Source organism: Paenibacillus sp. LHD-38 (assembly GCF_031157315.1).
Taxonomy (GTDB): domain Bacteria; phylum Bacillota; class Bacilli; order Paenibacillales; family Paenibacillaceae; genus Pristimantibacillus.
The window spans coordinates 61,713-85,996 of the sequence record NZ_JAVIFU010000029.1 but is presented as its reverse complement, the minus strand read 5'-3'; the positions used below and the strand labels follow the sequence as shown (position 1 = coordinate 85,996).

At 49.2% G+C, this 24,284-nt stretch carries 14 protein-coding genes; 3 read left to right on the top strand and 11 right to left on the bottom strand.

Annotated elements, in window-relative coordinates; genetic code table 11:
* The first annotated feature begins 168 nt into the window (after positions 1-168).
* Both RCO25_RS22460 and RCO25_RS22455 read left to right on the top strand, forming a co-directional pair.
* Positions 169-1,041 (top strand): helix-turn-helix domain-containing protein, encoded by an 873-nt coding sequence (locus RCO25_RS22460; protein ID WP_308998356.1) that lies wholly within the window; start codon positions 169-171, stop codon positions 1,039-1,041.
* Positions 1,042-1,202: 161 nt separating this feature from the next.
* Positions 1,203-2,273, top strand: a complete 1,071-nt coding sequence (locus RCO25_RS22455; RefSeq protein WP_308998355.1) for a LacI family DNA-binding transcriptional regulator — start codon at positions 1,203-1,205, stop codon at positions 2,271-2,273.
* A gap of 81 nt (positions 2,274-2,354) precedes the next feature.
* Here the strand turns inward: RCO25_RS22455 and RCO25_RS22450 are convergent, their stop codons facing one another.
* Positions 2,355-3,275 (bottom strand): nucleoside hydrolase, encoded by a 921-nt coding sequence (locus RCO25_RS22450; protein WP_308998354.1) that lies wholly within the window; start codon positions 3,273-3,275, stop codon positions 2,355-2,357.
* Positions 3,276-3,417: 142 nt separating this feature from the next.
* On the opposite strand from RCO25_RS22450, the gene RCO25_RS22445 reads away from it, so the two are divergent.
* The gene (locus tag RCO25_RS22445) at positions 3,418-4,194 is read left to right on the top strand and encodes a helix-turn-helix transcriptional regulator (protein WP_308998353.1); all 777 of its coding nucleotides are present in this window, start codon (positions 3,418-3,420) and stop codon (positions 4,192-4,194) included.
* 26 nt (positions 4,195-4,220) lie between these two features.
* Here the strand turns inward: RCO25_RS22445 and RCO25_RS22440 are convergent, their stop codons facing one another.
* The 10 genes from RCO25_RS22440 to RCO25_RS22395 all read right to left on the bottom strand — a co-directional run bounded on the left by RCO25_RS22440 (position 4,221) and on the right by RCO25_RS22395 (position 24,220).
* A complete protein-coding gene (locus tag RCO25_RS22440) occupies positions 4,221-5,399 on the bottom strand; it encodes a Ger(x)C family spore germination protein (protein ID WP_308998352.1) in 1,179 nt (392 codons plus the stop codon).
* 28 nt (positions 5,400-5,427) lie between these two features.
* Positions 5,428-6,942, bottom strand: coding sequence for a spore germination protein (locus tag RCO25_RS22435; RefSeq protein WP_308998351.1), 1,515 nt, complete (start codon positions 6,940-6,942; stop codon positions 5,428-5,430).
* 26 nt (positions 6,943-6,968) lie between these two features.
* Positions 6,969-8,078: a GerAB/ArcD/ProY family transporter gene (locus tag RCO25_RS22430; protein WP_308998350.1), complete on the bottom strand. Its 1,110-nt coding sequence runs from the start codon at positions 8,076-8,078 to the stop codon at positions 6,969-6,971.
* Positions 8,079-8,281: 203 nt separating this feature from the next.
* Positions 8,282-9,172 (bottom strand): ROK family protein, encoded by an 891-nt coding sequence (locus tag RCO25_RS22425; protein ID WP_308998349.1) that lies wholly within the window; start codon positions 9,170-9,172, stop codon positions 8,282-8,284.
* Between the two features lie 74 nt (positions 9,173-9,246).
* Positions 9,247-11,511, bottom strand: coding sequence for a GH32 C-terminal domain-containing protein (locus RCO25_RS22420; RefSeq protein ID WP_308998348.1), 2,265 nt, complete (start codon positions 11,509-11,511; stop codon positions 9,247-9,249).
* 29 nt (positions 11,512-11,540) lie between these two features.
* Entirely contained in the window at positions 11,541-13,043 is a 1,503-nt protein-coding gene (locus tag RCO25_RS22415; protein ID WP_308998347.1) for a glycoside hydrolase family 32 protein, read from the bottom strand.
* 80 nt (positions 13,044-13,123) lie between these two features.
* Complete coding sequence (locus tag RCO25_RS22410) at positions 13,124-14,758, bottom strand: ABC transporter substrate-binding protein (protein ID WP_308998346.1); 1,635 nt, start codon at positions 14,756-14,758, stop codon at positions 13,124-13,126.
* A 111-nt stretch (positions 14,759-14,869) separates the two neighbouring features.
* Positions 14,870-15,766: a carbohydrate ABC transporter permease gene (locus RCO25_RS22405; protein ID WP_308998345.1), complete on the bottom strand. Its 897-nt coding sequence runs from the start codon at positions 15,764-15,766 to the stop codon at positions 14,870-14,872.
* Between the two features lie 13 nt (positions 15,767-15,779).
* On the bottom strand, positions 15,780-16,742 hold the full coding sequence (locus RCO25_RS22400; protein ID WP_374992148.1) for an ABC transporter permease: 963 nt from the start codon (positions 16,740-16,742) through the stop codon (positions 15,780-15,782).
* Positions 16,743-17,134: 392 nt separating this feature from the next.
* Complete coding sequence (locus tag RCO25_RS22395) at positions 17,135-24,220, bottom strand: GH32 C-terminal domain-containing protein (RefSeq protein ID WP_308998343.1); 7,086 nt, start codon at positions 24,218-24,220, stop codon at positions 17,135-17,137.
* Between the last annotated feature and the right edge of the window lie 64 nt (positions 24,221-24,284).

Below are 24,284 nucleotides of genomic sequence, written 5' to 3'. Positions count from 1 at the left end.
ACCAAGAAAGCCAATAAGAAGATCGCAGCACTCATCCAAACGCAACTCCAACAATGGATGGCCAGTTTACCCAGCTACATCAAGGGCTATCTGCCTAATTTAAGCTGCGAAAGTTGAGTTAAATCGTTAACGCCTGCCGATAAATTATTGATTTGGGAGGGAATCATTTTGGAATGCAGCCTATATTTGAGCGCGGATCGCATACCGCTAGTTAGAGATATCGGAATGAGCCGCACCGACTCCCTTTATGCTCACCCCGATCGCACGGCTAACTATGACGTTTTTCTCTTTGTCGTCCACGGGTGCATGCAGGTCATTGAGGAAGGAACAGAGTATTTTGTTAGAGAGAATGAACATTTATTTTTGAAAAAAGGAATGCATCACTGGGGGCTCCCCTTATCCGTTCCGGGAACAACCTGGTATTGGATTCACTTCAGCACACCGATTGCCGAAAATATTGCGTATCGTGAGCACCCTCCGCTGCCGGAAATCGATTATTATCAGCCGGATCACTATCACTACCTAATCCCGATGCCAAAACACGGAACATCACCGTTCCATTCCGTATTAGAAGCGCGTCTACAAGCGTTGGCGGCAGATTACTTCATTCCCGCAAATCACGGTATGATGCAGCTGAGTCTGCGAGTATGCCAGTTGTTTCTCGATTTGCAGAAGCAAATGAATCAGCAGGAGAAAGATCGGCAAACAGGCAAAGCAGACACCATTGCCGGGCGAGTGATGACTTTTTTAATGCAGCGCAGCGAGGAGGATTTTGATTCAGCCAGCATTGCAAGCTACATGAAGCTCAACTATAGCTATCTCTCTTCCGCGTTCAAGGAACAGACCGGACAAACGATCGTTGAAGCACATGCACGTTTGCGAATGGGTAAAGCTATTGAATGGATGAGAAATAGTTCCCTAAACGTTTCTGAGATCAGCGAGCGGCTCGGTTACCGCAATCCCTACTATTTTAGCCGCGTATTTAAGAAGGTGCTCGGCGAATCTCCCTCCTCCTATATGCGCAATATCTATAAAACCTAGCGAAGATTCATAAGTCGTCCATATTTTTAATAAACGTTTAGTCTTTTTAACTTATTTAAAACTAAACTTTACATAAAAACCGAGTCTCCCCATTGCTTAATTCGTTTATTTTTATTAAACTAAACATACTAAACAACTGATAATCGATTGGGGATATAGCCATGAAAATGGACGACATAGCACAGCTCGCAGGCGTATCGAAAGCCGCTGTCTCGCTTGCGATGAACGGAAAACCAGGCATCAGCGCGGATACCCGCGCACGCATCCTGCAAATTGCCGAGGAAAACGGCTACGCAGCGAAAACAAAAACAGCTTTACCCGAACCGGCGCTAAAGTCCTTAACGTTCCTTGCCTTTGCTAACTCGGGCATCGTATTGGAGCAATATTATGAACAGCCTTTTTTCCGCGAGCTTATACACCATATTGAAGATCGCTGCGGCCAAAACGGTTTTTCCCTTATTTATGCCTCAGTTGAGCATGAGAATTACGAGGAGAAGATTAAGGCATTGGCCGAAGAAAAACGAAGCGACGGCGTCATTTTGCTCGGAACGAATTTGAATCAAGGCCAGATCTCCCAAATCAGTAAGGATATTTTGGTGCCGCTCGTCGTAATGGATAACTGCTTTGACACGCTGCCTGTTCATTTTGTCGGGATCAATAATGTGATGGGAGCCTATCAAGCGGGGTCACATCTATGCCGCAGCGGCCACCAAAGCATAGGTTATATCTCTTCCAATGTGCGCATTCACAATTTCGACGAACGTAAACGGGGCTTTGACGCCGCTCTGCATGAAAACGGCCTCCGCGTTGACGAAAGCTGCATCTTCTCGGTAGCGCCAACCATTCTTTCTTCGCAGGAAGCGTTAAAGAAACAGCTTACGGAGTATCTTAAAGCAGGAGGATCACTGCCGTCCGCCTTTTTCTGTGAATGCGATTATATCGCGATCAGCGCAATCAAAACGCTTGGCGAGCTTGGATACCGTATTCCGGAGGATGTTTCGGTCGTTGGATTCGATAATATCTCAGAGTCCAGAATCATCACCCCTGAGCTGACTACCGTTCATGTAGCGAAAGAACGAATGGCCCATCTAGCCGTTGATTTGCTAATAAACGCGATCGCCTTTAATGATCCAATCAAAACGAAAGTTACGGTTGATACTGAGCTTGTCGAAAGAGCTTCTTCGTCGGCTCCAAAGCAGTTAGCACCTTCCAACCGCACAGACGCTTCATAAATACCCAAACTAAAAAAGCGATGCTCAGCGTAATGGCCGAGTATCGCTTTTTTAGTTTGAAACTTACTGCTAAATCTCTTCTTAGCTCTTTGCCAGCTTGGAGAACAAATCATAGAAAACGGCGTCACGGTCAATATAGCTTGCGCAGCGTATTAAATGCCGGGAGGAATCGATGCTCCAGCGGAAATCAGCCGCTAGTCTCGGACTTTGCGTAAGCCGGGAGGGAACATAGTCCGGCTGATTGAGCCAGGCTATGACCGAGATATCCCAGATAACCCGGGAATAAGCAAAATGATCCTCCTTGCAGTTTTTATAAGTCTCGTAAAGGTACTCGCCGATCGCGCCGGCAGGCTTCACATAATCCCGAACTTCGGATAATGTCGTACGCAGATTCGAGGCAACCCCCATGCATGGAATAAGCACCAAAGGCACACCGGAGTCCAGCAGCACCCTCGAGGCGTGAATATCCTGCGCCAAATTAAACTCCCGCGTATCCGCCCATTCCAGTGAGTGGCCGCCCAGCCAAACGACGACGATTCGCTCGATTATTCTCGGTTCCATGAGCATCGCGCTTGCGATATTCGTAATTGCTCCGATGGCTACGACATACAGCGGATCGCCCGGATCGCTCGCCATAGCCCGCTCTACCAAATTTCGAGCAGCCTCGCTGCCAACAGGAGTATGTGCTTCAGGCAAATAGGATTCAGATCCGCGATAGACATGAATATCCTCTCTGCTCATGAGATTTAGGATGCGAATGATTTCATGATAGCTTTTTTCCATGCCATCCTTCGGCCCCTTCGACAGCTCGTTAAAGAACGGCGCCGCATAAAGCGCTTGAAGCTCGATCTTCTCCGGTGAAAGCAGCGCATAGATCACAGCGAATTGATCATCAATTTCATTAAAAGTATCGGTATCCAGCACTATTCTGACTTTTCCCTTTGGAGCCTCCAGCTTGCGGACCAGCTCTTCCGCTGATAACACCGGAAAATTCACGTCCATAACAACATCCTCCGTCAATATAATGAATTGGCTTTCAAGCGATGCTATAATGAATTCATTTTATAAATAATTTAATCATTACAGTAGCCTTATTCGGTTATTGTTTATCACGAATTGGCTAACTTGATGGGAGATGCGTTTGATGGCAGCTTCGTTTGATTTCTTATATCAAGCTACACGCATGAAAAATGAATGGATTGCGCCTCATCACCATCCATGCTACGAGCTGGTCTATTACGTCAGCGGGCAAGGGAATACCCGAATCGGAAAAATGGATTATTCCTTCAAAGCGGGGGATTACGCGATTATCGCCCCCTGCACCGTACATGAAGAACGGCATGAATTGCAGTCCAAGGTCATGTTTTGCGGTTTCGCCGGCAACGTTTACCCTCCCTTGGTAGAAGGAATCTACCGTGAGACTTCCAGCCTGCCCATGGGCAAGCTGATGCACGCTATCGCGGATGAGCTTCGCGACAAGAAACCCTTCCATAAACAAATGCTGGATAACCTGGCGTCTAACTTATATTTAGAGCTGTTAAGAGCTCATCCTACACAGGTAATCGAATACCGTACGGATGTCATTCAATACGCCCAAACAATTATAAACGAATATTATATGCACAAAATTGACTTCCACGCGTTGGCTGACCAATCGGGTTACAGCTATGACCGTTTTCGCCATTTATTTAAAAACAAGGTCGGAGCTTCTCCTATCCAATATATTTTGGAGCGAAGAATCGAGCATGCCAAAGTGATGCTGCGACACACACAAATGCAGGTCTCAGTTATCGCAATGGAATGCGGATTCTCTACGGATGCGCAGTTTTGCAGTATGTTCAAGCGAGAAACAGGCATCACTCCATTGCGCTACAGGGAGAGAGCATGCCTTACCTCTACTGATCCCGGAGTCCATCAATAGTCAACAAATGACATTTCGCAAATCGACTACTTTGTTTCTTTGCTGAGACCGATCCTCTTAATGCTTACTTTAGCTTTAATGGTCACTTCTAATTCTGGAAATACCGTGTCCCATTTCTTTTTATAGATGCTATTCCATTGTCTCGGATAAGATTGGTAAACGGTTCTTCCGAATCCGAATATGTCCGAACGAAATTGCTTTTGTGCTTTATTTAAGGTCTGCTCCATTCTCTTCTTAATACTCTCTTCCAGTTTGGTCTCTATAAACTCCAGCTCTTCCGATTTCGCAAGATTAATTGGGGAGGCATTTTCCAGCACGCTTACATCAGAGCGGGATTTCACTTCCATTTTTAGTTCGCCTTCTTGGAAATAGGGTTTGAAGTCCGTATCCACTTTTAAATATTTAACACTTACCTTGCCGCCTCCCTTTTCTTTGGGAATGTTGACTGTGATTACACCCAGATCCAGCTCGTTACGAAGGTGTAATATCCCCCGGGCTTCGGAAGCATTCATCCAGCCGACCAATTTGTCTTTCTTGAATACAGCGGCTCCTGATATTGCCTGTATTTTTTGAGCGGCATCGCTTTCTTGGCCCGAATCTATTCTTGAATCTAACGGTACTAATTTGAATCTTGGAGCTACCGGCTCTATTCCATCCGAAATGAGCATGTCCCAAAAATCTTTGATGGAGACCTTGAGGCCTATGCCTTGTTTCATGATCTCTCTCGTTTCTTCGGAAGGAACCTTCTCTAATAATGGTTTATTTTTCAAAAATTCGGAGGCTTCTCCATTTGTAAATACAATTAAAGCGTTAATTCGCGGCTCTTGATATCGCGCAAAAAAATCAATGATATACGAAACGCCGTCCTTAGCTGATTTTTCTCCAATGAATAGGACTCGGCTATGTGAAAGGAAGATTCGCCTCGATAGCTTCTCTTGTATTTTCCGATAAGCATCGGATAACGTTACGCCAGTCTCTGAAACGCTAAATGTACTTCTCACATTGCCATTCAAATTCCCGGCTGATCCTGATCCAAATGTTGCCGGTATCCCGATTTGAAGCGATAAACGAATCCTATTTCCGTCTATTTTATCTACTCCCATCGCGGTAACGACAGCAATGTCATTCACTTCCACTCGATTCCAGCAGCCTGTGAGACATAGAATGACGATTAGCGACAGTAATACGTTTTTTAGCGAGCTCACTGGGCACAGCATCCCCTATCCTGTCCGTCTATTTTTTTCGCTTTTGAGGCTGCGGCCGCAGCCATTTCCCCATTCGGATCGGATTGCTTTTCCCGGTGTCGCTCGGCCGTTTCTTCATCGCCCACCATGGTACGCGAACAAATACATCCTTTAGATCACTGAATCTGAAAGGAGCCAAAGGCGACAAATAGGGGACGCCAAAGGACTGGAGGCGGACGAGATGGCTTAGAATAAGAAAAACACCGAGCAATATGCCGTACAATCCTAGGAACGCAGCAAGAAACATCATCGGAAAACGAAGTAAGCGGATCGCGCCTGTCAGACTGTAGCTTGGGAACATAAAAGATGCGATGCCGGTAATCGATACCACGATAACTAAGGGTGCCCCGACAATTCCTGCCTGCACGGCCGCTTGTCCGATTACTAACGCACCGACAATGCTGATTGTTCCGCCGATTGCGCGCGGCAGTCTCAGTCCGGCTTCCCTTAATGCTTCGAATGATATTTCCATCAATAGAGCCGCAATAAATACGGGAAAAGGTACGTACTCCCTTGCGGATGCGACGCTAAACAACAGGTTTGTCGGCAGCAGCTCCTGATGGAACGAAACGACCGCAATATAAATGGAAGGGAACAGCAGAGCTACGAATATAAAGAAGTAACGCAAGCAGCGTATGGTCGAAGCCAATATAAAATGCTCATAATAATCTTCGGTCGAATTCATAAGCTGAAAAAAGGTAATAGGCACGATTAGGGCAAATGGGGTATTATCGACCATAATGCCTATTCTGCCTTCCAGTATATTTCCAACCAGCCGGTCAGGCCGCTCCGTCTGCAGAACCTGAGGAAAAACAGAGTATGGATTATCCCCAATTAATTCGATAATATATCCGCTGTCTTCTATGGCATCGATAGCTATCCGATCCAATCTGCTCCGAACTTCCTTGAGTATGGAATGATCCACGATTCCATCCAGGTAGGTGATAATAATTTCGGTTTGCGAAAGCTCACCGAGCTTTATGCTTTCCATTTTTAATTGGGCTGTTTTTAAGCGTCTGCGAACCAAGCTTATATTTGTGTGTATATCCTCCGTAAATCCTTCCCGGGGACCATAGATGACTACTTCGGTTGCCGGCTCTTCGATCTGTCTTTTTTCCCATAATTTTTCACTAATGAGCAAAGCTTGCTTTGCGCCGTCGACGAGCAAGACCGTCCCCCCGCTCAAAACATGACCGATAACTTCCTGCAACGATTCTCTGTTAATGATTGACGCAGATAATATCTTTTTTTCAATATCCACTAAATTCATTGGACTTTGAGAAATACTCCCGCTGCAGCCTAACAACGGAGTTAGTATATTCATATCAATGCGATCCAAATTGATAAGGCCTTCCAAATAGAATATTACGGCTTTATGGGTATCCTTTATTTCAAATTCCCGATAAGAGAAATCTGAGGAGCGCTCAAATTTGTCCTTTACCTTCTGAAAATCCTCTTGAAGAACACCGCTAAGGAAATCCCATTCCTGATTCGTTTTTTTCACTTAGAAAACCGCCTCCATAAAAAAAACTAGGTTTGAAATTTTTTACGCACAAATGCGATGCTCAGCAGTAAAAATGGGATTACGATTTGTAACGGAACATGTAAATAGGGATCTATAAATGTTCTCCCTATTTCCAAGAATTTAACGAAATTCGGTGCATGTATGACAGCAAAAGGGGCAATGATTACCCCGAGAATAAGCAGTATGGTTTTGTTGCTTTTTAGTTTAAATAATTGCCCAATGGCAATCGACGCACCTAATGTCCAAGCACCAACCTTAAAAAAAACGCCTGCAACCATCATCAAAATAATAAGGGAATCAAACCGCTCAAGAAAGTCTGCGATCGATACCATCCGGGCAGCGGAAAGCAGCGGAAAATATTCCTGCTCGAAAATATTAGGGCCTAACACCGAAATCATAATTATGCAATTAATAGACAGCAAAAGTCCCCCAAGAAGAATGACAGCGATTCCCACTTTTTTCGCATTTTCTTTTTTTTTCAATAAGGGGAAAAACATCGTAATTAAAACGGTTTCGCCAAACGGAAATACTAAAATAGAAGGGCTGGAATACGGAAATACCTCATTCAACACTGGAAATATCCCTTCACCAAGAACTGGGGTAAGCCGTTTCAGATCGAATTGATCAAGGCTGATCGCCATTAAAACCCACATCGCTACCAACACTAGGATGTAAACCGGAAACACCATTTCGCCCATCCGTCCAAATACCTCAGTACCCCCGCGTAAACTGTAAATCATCAGAACCATAAAGCTCCCCACTACGATCAATAACGGCGTTTCAGTCAAGATCGTAGAAGCGATGAGTTCACCGAAATCCCTGCAAGCCGTACTGGCAAGATAAGTAAAATACAAGATATAAATAAAGATAATGGGATAGGAAAGGAACCTGCCAATAATTTTGGGCAGCATCTGCACTAAGGAATCATTCGGAAAATAAGCGGAGAGTTTTATATAAATTCCCATCAATAGCAGACCGCAAAACATGGCAGTCAAAATAGCCAGCCAAGCGTCCTGCTTAGCCCCGGCTCCTATCGCAAAAATGATGGTGTTTCCGATTTCAAATCCAATCATGATATAAAAGAGTTGAAGTCCGCTTAATTTTTTTAGATCCATTGTTTCCCCCCAGTCAACCAAATCTAGATAGAGATTCCAAATTATACATAACCATTTCTAGATTTTCCCGTTAAGCTTAAAATTATGCGCAAAATCATGTGCCCGGCGGCTCTTCGAGAACCTCTCTCTATTAGAATAAAAAAGAACTGCGGGCTTATTTGCCTGCAGTTCCTTATCCGTCAAACTATCGTATCACTCGTATATTATACTGAATACGTCGAACGTTCTAAAGCCGCCAACCCAAGCGCAAGCGAACCGCTTAAGCCGGCATTGTCTCCGAGTCCGGGAGCAACGATGTAATTATCCATTCCAATTTGCAGCGCAGCCGCATTCAAATAACCGTTCAAATTTCTTCTGACCTCTGCCCGAATCATCGGCAGAAGCTGCTTCTGCTGCATCACGCCCCCGCCCATAATAACCATTTTCGGCGAAAGCATGAGAATGGCCGATGTTACGGCTTGTCCGAGATAATACGCCTCCATCGCCCATGCCGGGTGATCCGCTCCTAACTCGTTGCCTTTGACGCCCCAGCGCGCTTCAATAGCGGGACCCGCCGCAAGACCCTCCAAACAATCGCCGTGAAAAGGACAATGGCCTGCAAAACGGTCATCCGGATGGCGTCTAGGCAACAGGTGTCCGCCTTCCGGATGCACAAGGCCATGCACAAGCCTGCCCTCCGAATAAACGCCTACTCCGATGCCCGTTCCGATCGTGAAATACACGCAGCTGTCCAATCCCTGTGCTGCCCCCCATTTCGCTTCGCCATAAGCGGCGGCATTCACGTCCGTGTCCCAGCCGAACGGCACGTGAAACTCCCGCTTCAGCGTTTCAAGAAAAGGAAAGCCCGACCAGCCAGGCTTTGGCGTAGTCGTCACGCAGCCATACGTCTCGCTGTGCGGATCGATATCAATCGGTCCAAACGTTCCGATGCCGATTGCTTCTACCTTTTTATCTGTGAAATATTCGATAACCTGCTCCATCACCCGCTCCGGATGCATGGTTGGAAAGCTTATGCGGTCCTCGATTATGCCGCTTTCGCTGCCGATTCCGCATACAAACTTTGTGCCGCCTGCTTCGATTGCTCCTATTCGCATGTTTATAATCTCCTCTGCCTGATCATCGCTTAAATGGCTGCCCTGAAAGGGCAGCCGTAAACAAAGCTCTCATGTTATAAGTAAATGGATTTCATCTTCCAAACGCTTACTGATTTTACCTTCTGTTGGCCGTCACCCAAAAGCTTCAACCCAAGCGCATCCTCGAGGGTCGGATAGACCCTGGTCGTTAAGCTTTTCAGACCATTCGCATAGACCTCGACCATTGATCGATCCAAATAGATATGCAGCCGCAAAGCCTCGCCCGATAGCTCTAGCTTGCCTGACTGTATGCCGTTCGTCCTCTCTTCGCTAGACAGCGTGGTCTTCGTTCGGTCTACGCCTAGCTCGGACTTACTCCGGTCATAGTAGATGAGCGTCTCTTCATCCCTAAGCGGGGATTGCCTTACCCAAACGCCAAGTTGATCCGCCGGCTCGTCTACGCCAAATTCGATTCGGATGTCGAGCATATCGCCTTGTACTTGCTTAAGCAGCTGGTTCGCCTCAGCCAGTGTCGTTTCCGAAATCTCGCAAAGCTGCTCGCCGCGCAGCGACTCCAGCTCTGCAATCGGCTCAATGCCGAGCCGCCCGTCCGATCTCATAAAAATTCGAAGCGGAAGTCCCGCATTATGTGCCCAGCCGGAATCGTAATCAAGCTGCGGCGTTCTCTCACCCTGCGCAATTGTAAAAATAACATTGCGGCCTGTTCTCGGATCAACCATTCCGCTTGGCCCGGTAAAATGAAAATCACCTACGTCAATCAGCTGCGGCTCTTCATGATCGGGAACAAATCGCACTTCTTTCCGGTCAAATGAGCCAATCCAGTAGAATACTTCCACGTCAGCGCCTGGACCGAGCGGGCTGATTAGCAATACATGCTTCTCACTTCCCGAAGCGTCCTTTCCAAGCGGGAGCAGCACCGGAAGCTCCCACATATTGCCGAGATAAGGGTACTTCAGGGGATCACTAACATAAAACGGACCGTGATACGTCCAATCAATCATATTCTCCGACGTATACGCGAGTGCCGTCCCTCCTTGCCCATCCGTGCCTGAGCCGATGAGCAAATACCACAGCCCGCCTTCCTTCCATACGTACGGATCCCGGAAGTCGCCGAACATGCCCTGTCCTTTTTCTTGCACGATCAATGGCTTCGGATGTTTCTCCCAGCATATGAGATCGCTGTCGCCATCCTGAACAAAACGGCTGCGGGCAAGTCCTACCCGCTGGTTCGGGGATGCGCTGTCATCGCCAGCTGTAAAGAACAAAGCCGGTATGCCGTTCTCATCATAAGCCGCGCTCCCGGACCATACGCCGTCCGGATCGACAGCCCCCTTCTCGGGCGCAAGCGCAATCGGCAGGTCTCGCCAGTGAACCATATCGTCACTCACCCAATGGCCCCAATGAATCTGAGCCCAATAAGGTCCCTGCGGATTATGCTGATAAAACAAATGATATTTTCCGTTAAAATAAATCGGCGCATGCGGCTCATTCATCCAATGAACCGGCGGGCTTGCGTGATACTGCGGCCGATGTCTGTCTTTGAGGAGCGGCGTTCGGTCGAGCCGAATGTCTGCCTCTGGAATTAAAGGCGCGCTGCCGCCATAAGGGGTCAATGCCTCTTTGTAAGCCGCCGCAATCTGAACGACGGTCAACGCCCGGGAGTAAATCCGTACGTCGTCCATAAGACCATCGAACATGTTGTGACGGAATGCCTCTGCAAGTACCGTAGCCTGATTATTTTTTCCAATCAGCAGATCCGCGGCGCTCGGGCTCATTGTCCGATCCGCAGGCGTTGCTTGCTCGGCAACCTGTTCTCCGTTTAGGTAAAGTCTCATGACGCCTTCGCTCTTGCTGAAGGCTGCGGCAACATGAGACCAGGTATGCTTCTCAATTGGCTTGTGATGGCACCAGAGCTCATGCCAGCTTCCGCCAATACCGACTTGCAGCGACCATGAGCCGTGTCTATACATGCCTAAGATATAGCCTTCCGCCGCCTCGCGATCATGCTGATTGACGATCGCGGAGAGGCGTTTTTCCACTCCCCATTCATAAGAACGCGGAGCGACCCATGCGGATACGGTAAACGCGTCGCTCAGCTTAGGAGCCTTTTCCACGGGACGCGTAATCCACGTCGAATACCCGTCAAACAGCAGAGCGCCGCCGCAAACGCCGGGACGCCACTGCGGGTCCGCTGCTTCCGTAAATCTTGGCTGAAGCAGCGCGTAAGACACCACATCCGTTTGCCCGCTAACAAGGTCTGCCGCAAAGGCGCCGTTCTTCTCATCCAGCGGCCAATGGGCTTCAAGCCCCGTTGATTGTTCCTGCTTATCCTCATTCATGATCATCCGTCCTCCCGATTAGCCTGACTTTATTGGCCAACAGCCTCCGTCGCTTTTGATGCGTAAATCGATTTAAGCGGATAAATCCGCAGCGTACGAAGCTGTACTGTTCCGCCCTTCGCATATACTTCCATTCCATGACTGCCTTCAAGCGGGAACAGCTGATCCGTTATGACAAGTCCTCCCTCATCCGCAAACACCTCAACAGAAGAGCGGTCTACCCAAAGCTGGAGCTTAATGACGCCGTCCACTGCCTTAAGCGAGGCCTCATGCCTGCAGCCGAAATCAGAATGAAAATCAATGATGCCTGAGTTCGAACGGTCTATGAACAGATTACCGGCAGTAACTTCGTAACCGACAACTGTCTCATGCTTCTCGCCGGCATGTATTTTAAACCCGAATTCTTCCGCCGTATCCAGCTCGAATTCCGCTTCCAATTCGTACTGTCCATCCGTCAAACCGCTGAGCAAGCTATTTCCCGGCTCGATCGGCTCATCGTTCCATTCCTGGGTGCCGAGTCTAAGCTGCTCAAGTTCGGCAGCGGCTGTCTGGACAAGGCGTACGCCCTCCGCATCCTGTCTCAGCGATAGGATACGCGGAAGCGTCATTGCGCCGCGCCAATCATCCGTCGGAATTAAATTAGCATACTTCCAATTGTTCATCCAACCGATAAACATCCGTTTCGACTCTAGGTCAGGGGCATCCGACCAGGTCACGCCCGCGTAATTATCGCGTCCATGGTCAAGCCAGAGCACGCTTTCCGCCGGATTCTCGTTCTTGAACGAAATACCGTCAAACTCGCCGATAAAATATTGCGTACGTGAGCCTTCCGGGCACTTCTCCGAATCTCCGATGCTTACGATCATTACCCACTTTCTAGAATCACCCCCGTCTTTCACCGGCAGAGCAAATAAATCCGGACATTCCCATACGCCGTCATGCGAACCATCCTGCGCACCAAATTCGCTTGCGAACGTCCAGTCCTTTAAGTCAGGCGAGTGGTAAAGGAACAGCCGGTCTCCGGCGGCAAGCACCATAATCCAGCGATTCGTTTCCTCATGCCAGAACACCTTCGGATCTCGGAAATCCGCGCAGCGCTTATCGATGAGTACCGGGTTCCCCTCATAGGGAATCCAGGTGCGCCCATTGTCCTTGCTGAAAGCAAGGCTTTGCCGCTGCTTGGACAGGTCCGAATCCGGAATCGTCTCCGTTTGCGTATATATAGCAACGAGCCCGGCTTTCCCGTCGAAAAAGCCGCTCGTATCGTTCCAATCGACAACCGCGCTTCCCGAGAAGACGGTCCCGTTATGATCCGGATATAACGCGATCGGGTGATGCTCCCAGTGAACCAGATCTTTGCTGACCGCATGGCCCCAATGCATCGGACCCCATATCGTGCTCTCCGGATGATGCTGGTAAAACAAATGGTATTCCCCTTCGTAATAAACCATCCCGTTCGGATCGTTCAGCCAGTTGGCCGCGGGTGTAAAATGAAACTGCGGACGCAGTGGATTGTCGTAATTAGTCTTCATATGATTCTATTTCCTCCTATCGGCGTATAAGCGGATGCAGGCCGCAACGGCATGCGCCCCGGCCTGCATATCCTCTATTTTTATTTTTGTGCTTCTTTGTAACGGTCAAGAGCGGTTTGGTAAAGCTCCATCAACTTGCTAAGTCCCATATCCTGGGCTGTTTTCACATAGTTGTCCCAGTCTTTGTCATTCATGCCGTCTACGATAAATTTAGCACGCTGCGTATTTACGAATTTAATAAGTTCAGGCTCGATTTGATTGATGGTATCCAGCTCCTCCGGCAGGAAGAAAATCGTCGGATAGTTTTCTTTCTCCATAAATGGCTCGTAGGATTGCTCCAAATCTTTCTTCCGCTGCTGCGCGCGCGGCTCCATATCGACAATGGTTTTGAAATGCTCGCTTGTAATCACGCCTGCGCCGTTCGGTGCAACCTTTTGGCGGAATTCGCCCATGGATACGCCTTCTTCAAGCGGGAGGTTCACAAGCTTTCCGCTTGCATCCTTCTCATAAATAACGCCGATCGGGCCCCAGTGGATTTGTGCTGCCATGTAAGGCTCATATTGCTGGTCGATCCAACGCATAGTCACTTCCGGGTTCTCGTTATCCTTCGTAATGACAAAAGCGTTTCTGCCTGGGCCTCCGCCATTGCCTCTGCCGATCGTCTTTTTGCCGGTTGGACCGGTAAGCGGCGGCACAAGAGCGTAGTTTGCGGACTGTTCCGTGCCTACAACCTCTTCGATTTCCCACCATACGTAGGAACCTAGCGTAGGGTCAGGCGTCTTGCCTTTGGCCAAATATTGCGGCGCATCCTGCGTGAAGGATTCCGGATCGATCAGGCCTTGCTTATACCATTTTTCATTAAAATACTTCAAAGCTTCCTTGTATTCCGGCTGATTAGCCGTAAAAATCACTTTTCCGTCGCGTACGATGCGGTGTTCAAGATTATCCGGCATGCCAAAGGCTCCGAATAGGCCAGCAATGTCCATACACCACTGCATATGCATGAAGCTGAGCGGAATTTCGTCGGCTTTGCCGTTGCCGTTCGGATCTTGCGTCTTGAATGCGACAAGCGCTTCCGTATATTCGTCAAGCGTTTCCGGGAATTTCAAGCCCAGCTTGTCGAGCCACTGCTTGTTGATCACGTGGAAAAACGGGTTCGTCCCCAGCTCGTTTTCTTCCCATGTCGGAAGTCCGTAAATATGTCCGTTCGGAGCCGTGATTGCAGCCTTGATATCGGGCCTTTCCTCAAGCAGCTTCTTCAGATTCGGAGCGTATTGTTCAATCAGGTCTTCCAAAGGAATAATCGTTCCGTCCTCGCCGTACGTAATCAGTTCAAAATCAGAAAATTGCGAGGCATAAAATGCATCCGGCAGATCGCCGCTTGCAAGCAGCAGATTTTTCTTCTCCAGATAGTCCGTATCCGGGATGTTATTCCATTCAATGTGTACGTTCGTATCGGTTTCCAGGCGCTTGAAAATTTCCATCTCATTATATTCCGGTGCAAGCGCCGCTTTCGGTGAAACGAGCTGCAATGTAATTTTGTCCTTGACGATAGGCAAGCCGTCCTTATTGAAACTTGCTTCCTGTCCGGCAGCGTTGCCGTTGCCTGTATTCCCTTTATTCGTTTCTTTATTTCCTTCGTTGCTTGAGCATGCTGAAAGCATCATGGCGGTTGTCAAAAGCAAGCTGACTGCAATAGACCCTGTCTTTTTCATTTTTGGTGATCCTCCCTTAGTGGTTGTATCTATTTATTTATCATCAACCGAGTCCGATCCGCGGTTGCACGGAACACGGAGATAATCATGCGGATAACGGCTTAGCCGTTCTTAGCCCTTGATCGAGCCGATCATAACCCCTTTGACGAAATAACGCTGTAAAAATGGATACAAGACAAGCAAAGGCAAACTTGCAATAATAATGACCCCGTATTTGATAAGCTCTGTTACCCTAAGCTTCGCGGCATAAGACTCCACGTCGATCATCATGTTGGAATTGACCTGGTTCTGGACCAGAATGTTCCTTAACACGAGCTGCAGCGGAAATTTCGATTCCTCGTTCAAATAGATCATGGCATCGAAAAAACCGTTCCAGAATCCGACGACATGGTAGAGCACCATAACTGCGATAATCGGTTTAGATAGCGGAAGAACCATACTGAGAAAAAATCTTGTATTCGAGCAGCCGTCGATAAAAGCGGCCTCTCGCATTTCGTCGGGAATCGTGCTCTGGAAAAAGGTCCGCACGATGATGATATTGAATACACCCGCAGCGCCTGGCACGACGAGCGCCCAGATCGTATTGATCATGTTTAAATCCTTGATCAGCAGGTAGGTCGGGATAAGACCGCCGCCAAAAAACATCGTGAACATAAAGAACCACATAATCGGCCCCCGACCAATCAGATCCTTTCTGGCTAACGGATATGCGGCCATCAAGGTGATGGTCACGCTGATAGCCGTTCCGACCACCGCATACAGCAGCGAATTGCCGTATCCGATCCAGATGGTCGAATCCGCAAAAATCCGTTCATAGCCGTCGAGCGTCAGCCCTTTCGGAAGCAGCCATATTTCCCCCGAATAGATGAGGTTAGGATCACTGAACGAAGCAATAAGAACAAAATAAAGCGGATACAAAATCAGCAGCATGCAGCCGGTTAAAAGCGTGTAATTGATGATGTCAAAAACGACATCGCCTTTCGTTTTACGTTTATGCAGCGTGTTCATGGTTTTCTCCTCCTTACCATAAGCTTGTTTCCGTCAGCTTTTTGGCTAACCGGTTCACCGTTACTAGAAGCACTACGTTTATGATGGCATTGAACAAGACAATCGCGGCCGAGAAGCTGTACTGCGCCTTCTGAATACCGAGCTCGTAAACATAGGTAGGAATAATGTTCGAGGCTGCGTAATTCAAATCCGTTTGCATCAGATAGGCTTTCTCGAAGCCTACGCTCATCACATTTCCGAGCGCCAGCACCATCAGAATGATAATCGTAGGCAAAATGCCCGGAATATCCACATGCCTGACCCTTTTCCATTTGCTAGCGCCATCCATGACAGCCGCTTCGTGCAGCTCGGGATTAACGCCTGCCAAGGCAGCCAGATAAATAATGGTCGCAAAACCCGTTTCCTGCCAAATGCCGGAGAGCACATACAATGGCCGGAACCAGCCTTCGCTTGCCAAGAAGAGAATCGGCTCGCCGCCAAAAAACGTAATGACATGGTTGACGATTCCGCTGTTCGGCGATAGAAACACGCCCAGCATTCCCACAAGCACGACCGTTGAAATAAAATGCGGCGCGTAGATTACCGTTTGGACGAATTTTTTGTACCGCTTTGCCATCATCTGATTAAGCATCAGCGCGACGATAATCGGAATGGGGAAACCGAATATTAACGAATACAAGCTGAGCAAAATCGTATTCTCCATAATCGGCCAAAAATTATAGGCTTCAAAAAAGCGGATAAAATGTTCAAAGCCAACCCATTCACTGCCCCATATTCCTTTGCTCGCCCGAAAATCCTTAAAGGCGATCTGCACGCCGTACATCGGGAAATACTTAAAGATCAGATAGATTAGCACCGCCGGGAGCAAAAACAGGTATAGCTCGTAGTTTTGTTTGATTTTCACCCAAGTCCGATTGCCCTGTGCTGTTTTCGTACTCCCCTTCTCTTGTTGAAGAACCTCCGGCTTTGCCGTCATCATTTTCCATTCCACCTTCCACTCTTGCGCAATCGTTTACGTAACCCCCATACAAGTCCCCTTAATTAGACCTTAGCTTCTGTTTTTCTAAATTATCCCTTAAGAAAAACGTTTACGTAATCGTTTGTCTTGATTATAAGCGCTTTCATTCACAGTCGTCAAGACTATTTTTTCGCGGGTTCCCAGCGCCATTTTTCGCTCTTATTTCGAGGATAGAAATCCGATTTTCGCGGCTGTCGGAGACGGGATTTGCATCCTTGCATTCTCCATATATGTGCTGAAACAGCCATGGGTAAAACGCAAAGATATCCGTTGCCTGCGAAGAAGCGGCATGCCGCCCCTTCGCAGGCCAAATGGATATTATTCTTGTAAACGCGAAACAATGCTGCTTGCTAGTCTACAAATTGAACAGCCTTTAATAGGCGATGCAGCAGGCTGGCGATTTCCGCCCTGGTGGCCGCTCCCTTAGGATCAAGCAAGCCATTGCTCCTCCCTTGCAGCAGTTTCTTGGCCAGAAGATCCGATACGGCCTGGACTGCCCAAGGACTAACCTTCTGACTATCTGCGTAGCTTCCAAGCGACTTGCTGCCGTTGGCCTCGCCGTTTATTGTTCCTGCGAACGCGATTGCTCTAGCCAGCATAACGGCTATTTCTTCGCGGCTCACGTTTTCGCGAGGCTTGAATGATCCATCCCCGTACCCTTGGATAAGTCCGAACCGCGCTGCTGCAGCGACTTCGCCTGCAAACCATTCTCCTTCCTTGATGTCCGTAAACGAAGCCGTGGTTTTCCCATCGTCCGCAAGACCAAGCGCGCGGGTAAGCAGCGCGGCAAATTCTGCCCTCGTGACGGTATCCTGCGGCGCGAAGCTAGCTTCTGACTTGCCTTTTAAAATTTGCTTGGCGGATAGCAGCTCGATATCCTGTTCCGCCCAGTGTCCGGCGATATCACCGAACGATTTCGCAGCAGACGCAATAACGTATAAGCTGTTGCCGTTTCGTTTCAGCACGGCCGACGTTTTCCCTTTTACTGCCCTGAATAGCGCAGGAACAAAAGCAAACTCGCCTGATACAGGATCGAACCTCAGCGCCGTTGCGTCCGCCGCATTCCATGCGCCGTCTACCGTTATTGAGCGGGTTACGAATTGGGAACCAAAGTCCGACAGCTCCGTAAATGCCCCTTCCGACTCCAGCATTAGCTTGAATTCGACTGGCTCCGAGAGAAGCGTGATGCCTGTTTGATCAGCTGATGCTTTCAATTTGTCAGCTTCGTCTTGCGTTGTATGCCCTAGTAAAATATGAAGCAGTCCGGTCTGTTCAATCGCCGCTTTTTGGAGCAGAAGCTTTAGCGGCACATCGTAAGTCAGCCTGCCATATACGACCGAAACAACAGTATCGGGATGCGTTTTGAGCGTTTCCATTATCGGCTTCAGCGGCAAAGCTGCAGCCAGCATGTTTTCTGCACTCGCAGGCACATCAATAATCAACTGTCTGGTCAACGAGTTGGCGGCGGTTTTTAGCCCGCCCGCAAGCTGAGCCTCCGAAAGCTCAACCTTGGCTACGCTTCTTCCCTCTGCATCCTTTTCTATTCGAATGCTTGCCGCATCTATCATAATTTTCCCTGCTGCTTGGTTAAACGTATCCGAGCCTCCGCCGGCAGATGGATTTTCGCCGCCAGAGCCGGGATTAGCAGTCGCAGCCGGAACATTCACGTCATCCACGTTGAGATGCCCCCAGCCGCCGGTCCGCTGATCCACGATTTGAATGTAGAGCTTTTCGCCTTTATAGGCTGAAGCGTCCCACATCACTCTTCGATACTGCTCGCCGTCATGTCCCGATGCTTTCATAAGCACTTCATCATTTGAAGCTCTTACAAGCGCAACATACAGCTTGTCGATATCCCTGCCTCCGCCAATCAAGAAATCAATGGCTCCATTCCCGCCAAGTGTGAACGTCTCCGATTTGATTTTGCCTACGGCATCATCGCCATAGTCAGGATGGAAGCCCCATAAATGATGGCGTCCCGTGTCTTGGCGGTCAAAGGCTTGGTTGAAAGGACCACCCCAGCCCCAGTCGTTCCGGCTCGTCACATGCTCATCCGTAAAAGCATTGCCCTCCTCGATGATCCACCCGGACAAGTCGCCGTTTTCAAAATCATGATTAGCCAGCCCGCTCACGCTTTCCGCAGCCGGCTCTGCCGCCGGCCAATAGGATTCAACCGTTTCACCATAGGCGGATTCCATCTCCCAAACCTGAAGCTTTACGATTTTCGCTTCACCGTCTTTGCTCCAAAGCTCAAGCCCGAGCGCATCCGAAAGGCTCGGATACACGCGCGAGGTAATGCTGTTTTTCCCGTTCGCATAGGCTTCAATCATGGAACGGTCCAAATAAATATGAAGCGACAGCCGCCCTTCATCCAATGCTAGTTCACCGCCGTGAATCCCTTTGGAGATATCCGGATCCAAGCTGGATTTGTTGCGATCCAGCTCAAGTCTGCTGGTTCCCTTGTTATAAGAAATAAGAGTCTCCTCACGTCCGTCGGCAGACGCGCGCAGTTTGATGCCAAGCTCACTTTCGCCTGGCAAGTCCGCTTCGAGAACGATCTCCAGCATATCGCCCTTCACCTTCTTAAGCTGTGCGTTAGCCTCTTCAACTCCAGAATCAGCTATTTCAATCAGCTGCTCGCCGCGAAGCGAGTTAAGCTCTTCAATCGGCTGTACGCCAAGGGTTCCATCTTCCAGAAGCGACAGCACGACCGGCAAGCCGGCATTATGAGCCCAGCCAGCATCATAATGCTGCTGCTCCGTACGCCGATCCTGCGCAATGCTGAATAGGATCGAGCGCCCTTGTCCGTCCACCATGCCGCTCGGGCCGGTAAAATGCTCGCCGAAATCAAACAAGCTCGGCTGTTCATGATCGGGAATAAAACGGTTCGTCGCCTTGTCCCAGGTGCCGATCCAGTGGAATACGTTTTTCACGTTGTGTTCGCTGTAATGGTCGAACCACGGATTAATGAAGAAGGCATATTTTTGCGTACCGTTCCCGTCTTTGCCTACCGGCAGCAGCACGGGCAGTTCCCAAACCTGTCCCGTATCCGGCCTGTTCTTGTAATCCCCGACGAAGAAGGGATTCTCGTACGTCCAATTCACCATATCAGGGGATGAATAAAGAAGCGCTGTTCCTCCAACATCCTTAATGCCGGAGCCGACAAGCTGATACCACATGTCCCCGTCCTTCCACACGTAGGGATCCCGGAACTGCCCAAACCAAACTTCTCCCTCTTCTGCCGGAAGATTATTTTCCTGTCTGGTAACAATCTGATCCTCCATGACCCATTTTTCCAGATTGGTGTCTCCATCCTCTGCAAAAGTACTGCGGGCAAGTCCCGTGTTCTGATTAGGAACCGCTTGATCGTCTCCTGCCGTGAAGAACAAAGCGGGATTTCCGTTGTCATCCACCACTGCATTGCCCGACCACACGCCGTCCGGCGTGACAGAACCTCCATCCGGCGCAAGAGCAACCGGCATATCCTTCCAATGAACCATATCCTCGCTTACCGCATGTCCCCAATGAATTTGATGCCAGTAAGGACCCTGCGGGTTGTGCTGATAAAAGAGATGGTATTTTCCTTCAAAAAACAACGGGCCATGCGGCTCGTTCATCCAATGTCCCGGCGATATAAAATGGTATTGCGGCCGGTAACGGTCTCCGTCATAAACGCTGCGGTCAAAATCAAGCTCCGGCTCCGGCGCCTCATCATTCCCGAATTGTTCTGCCGCTGCAGCATAGCGCAGCGCAATTTCTTCCGATCCGAGAGCCGTATTTCCAACCTTCACTTCATCCACCAAGCCGTTAAACATGTTCGCCGTAAACACGCCGTTTATGACGGCTCCGGTATTGTTTTTGCCGATTAGGAAGCTGCTGTCCGAGGGTGCAATGGGCATTTTCCTGGAAACGGCCTGCTCGCCTGCAAGCTCTCCGTTCAAATACAGCTTCAGCTTGCCTTCGCTCCTGCTGTACGTCGCCGCAATATAGGACCATTCAAACTTGTTGAGCGGCTTATCCTCTGCCGCCCACACCTCCGACCATTCGCCGTTGATGCCTGCTTGAAAGGACCACTTGCCATGTCGTCCCATCCCGAGAATATAACCGGTCTTACGGGCTTTATCATGTTGATTGACGATAGCGGACAGCTGGCCCATATCGCCCCATTCATAGGATCTGGGAGCTACCCATGCTTCGATCGTGATCTCATCGTCAGGCTTCGCGATTTGGTCGGCAGGCCGCTCGAGCCAGGTCGAATAGCCGTCAAACAGCAAGCCTTTCCATGCAATCCCGTCTCTCCAAAGAGGCTCCGTGGACGGCTTATAACTCGCGTTATTAAATACATAGTGAACGTTGTCCTCTATACCGCGCACCGCATCTTTTGCGGTCATTCCCTGACCTTCGTCAAAGCTCCAGCTTCCAAGAAGCCCGGTTCCTCTCACCTTGATATCGTCGATATTGATATGTCCTTCCTTGCTTTCATCTACGATCTTAAGATAGAGCTCTTCCCCTAAATAAGGCAAAGCATCCCACGCGATACGCGTATACTTTTCTGAATTGGTGCCTGTTGCTTTCATAAGAACGGCATGGTCGGAGGCTCTAACGAGTGCCGCGTACAGCAGCTTGGAGTCCTCCCCGCCACCAATCAGAAATTCTATGTTTCCTGTCCCGGACAGGATAAAGGAATGTGAGGTCAAGGAACCCGTCCGTTCATTCGCGTTCGTTCCTTCTTCTCCTCCCGCCAACCCCCAAGCATGGAATTCTCCTTCATGCCCGAATGCTACCGTGTCTTCACCAAAGGCTGCTTGATTGGTAATCACGCCGGAGTACGCGTCTCCGTCTGCCGTCCAGCCCGTCAAATCACCAGACTCAAATCCTGGATTTTCCAGTTCCCGCGGAATGATCGGCTTGGTGTTGTATACGGAGAAATCGTCTACGTTGATATGTCCAAAGCCGCCGGTATGATAGTCTACGACCTTGATATACAGCTTTTGGCCCAAGTAATCCGAAGCATCCCATTCAACCTGGCGGTAACCTTCGCCCAATGTGGAAGACCCGCCCGTCGCTTTAAACAGAATCTCATCATCCTCTTCCTTCACGAGCGCCACATACAGCTTATCCAAATCCTCGCCCCCGCCGACGCGGAAGCTTACTTTTCCGGTGCCTCCCAAGCGGAAGGCCGTTGATCTCATTTCACCGGTCCTGCGGTCCGAAAAGTCCGGGTTTTCCGCACCCGCAAACCCCCAAGCGTGGTAAACGCCATGATGATTGAACGGCGTACTTCCCCAGAAGACGGGGACATCGGATACCGGCGCTGCAAACGCCGTGCCGATTGTCGTCCAGCCCGTTAGGTTTCCTGTTTCAAAGTCGGGATTATCAATGGTCTCCGGGGCGTTCAGCACTTGAAAGTCATCCACGTTAATGTGTCCCCAGCCTCCGGTGTGGCTGTCGACAACCTTCATATATACCTGCTGTCCCACAAATTCCTCCGCATTCATATGAACGCGCCGAAGGGTTCCGTCATCCTTCCATTCCGTGTTCGCAACCTTCATCAGCTCTTTATCGTCTTCTTCCCTGACTAACGCCACGTAAAGCTGATTAATATCGTTCCCGCCGCCAATCAGAAAGCTGATGTCACCGGAGCCGCCCAGCTCAAACGATGCTGAGCTTAATGTGCCGGTTAACGCGTCACCCGTCTTGGCGCCCCATACATGATAGATGCCCTGCTTATTAAAGCAGCAGCCCCAGCCCCAGTCCGTATCCGTGACCACATTCGCATTCGAATAAGCATCGCCCTCGGCCGTCCAGCCGTTTAAATTGCCGCTCTCAAAATCGGGGTTCGGAATTTCGTTTGCTGACATCGGCTTTTCTTTGGTTTTGCCGATGTTTGCTGCCTTTAGCGGATAAACGGCAAGCGATTGAAGCTGCGCGGTCCCGTTTTCCGCAAATACCTCGATTTCATTCTCACCCGTCTCCGGGAATAGCAAGTCGGTAAATATAACGGCACCATCATCCGCAAACAACTCTACCGAGGTTTTATCGACAAGAAGATGAAGCTTTAACGTTTCACCTGCCGAATAATCCGCTTCATGCACGGCTTGGCCGAATTCCTTATTAAAACTGGTAATGCCCGATTGCATCCGATCCACGAACAGCTTACCGCGCTGTGAATCGTAGCCAACGGCCGTCTTCTGGTTTTCACCCGAATGAACATTGAAACCGAAGCGGCTGGCAGCGTCCTTGTCTACCGCAAACTCCGCAATGATCTCATACGCAGCCCCTGCACCTTCGGGGAGCTTGATGTTTCCGTCGATTACGTCAATCGAATCAAGCGCAAGTGGCGGAAGACGGAGCTCCTGCAGCTCTTCAACCGGCATTTGCTTCATTCGAATGCCTTCTCCGGCATGGCTCGTAAGCGTCAGCTCTCTTGGCAACGTCATGGCTCCCCGCCAGCCGGCGGATGGAATGGACTGCGCATAATGCCAATTATTCATCCAGCCCAGCCAAATGCGGCGTCCCTCCACATCGCTGAAAGTCATTCCCGCATAAAAATCACCGCCGTAATCTGTCCAAAGCACCTGCTCCGAGGGATTCAAATTCGTAAATGCCATACCGTCAAAATCACCCACAAAATACTGCATGCCGGAACCGAAGGCAGGCGCTCCTTCCGAAAGACTAACGGAAAGAACCCACTTCATCTCATCCGGATTCCCGTCGACTTCCAGCGGGAACAAATCCGGCGTTTCCCAAAAACCGTTATGAGAGCCCTCGGTCGAACCGAAATCGCTTTCATGCTTCCATGTCTTTAAATCCGGCGAGGAATAAATGCGGACATGGTCCCCCGCGGTAATGACCATTGCCCATTTTTGTGTTTGCTCATGCCATATGACCTTAGGATCGCGAAATACCGTAAGCTCGGAAGGCTGCGGAATGATGGGATTCCCTTCATATTTCGTCCATGTTCTTCCGTTATCATTGCTGAATGCGAGGCTTTGCACTTGTTTGTTCGAATATTCCTGCGTAAACATCGCCACCATCGGAGGTTTGCCGTTAGCTCCGAAGCCTGACGTGTTATTCCAGTCCACTACAACGCTGCCTGAGAACATATGGCCAAGCTCATCCGGGTATAAAGCGATCGGCAACTCTTCCCAATTGATCAAGTCCTTGCTGACTGCATGCCCCCAGAACATCTCACCCCATGTATTGCCAGAAGGCTTATATTGGTAGAACATATGATATTCCCCGTCATAGTACACGAGTCCATTCGGGTCGTTCAGCCAATTCTGCTCGGGCGTATAATGGATTAACGGCCTGAGCTGCTCGGCCGTCAACGGACTCGATCCAGCAGCAGATGCCGCTCGTTGAGGCGCTGCCTGATATAACAATGAAAAAATAAGAAGGAACGCCATTACCAGATTCAATACTTTATTTCGCATGCGTTTGCTTACCCCCAGAAATAGTTATTCGCTTGCGTAAACGATTACGTAATTAGAATTATTT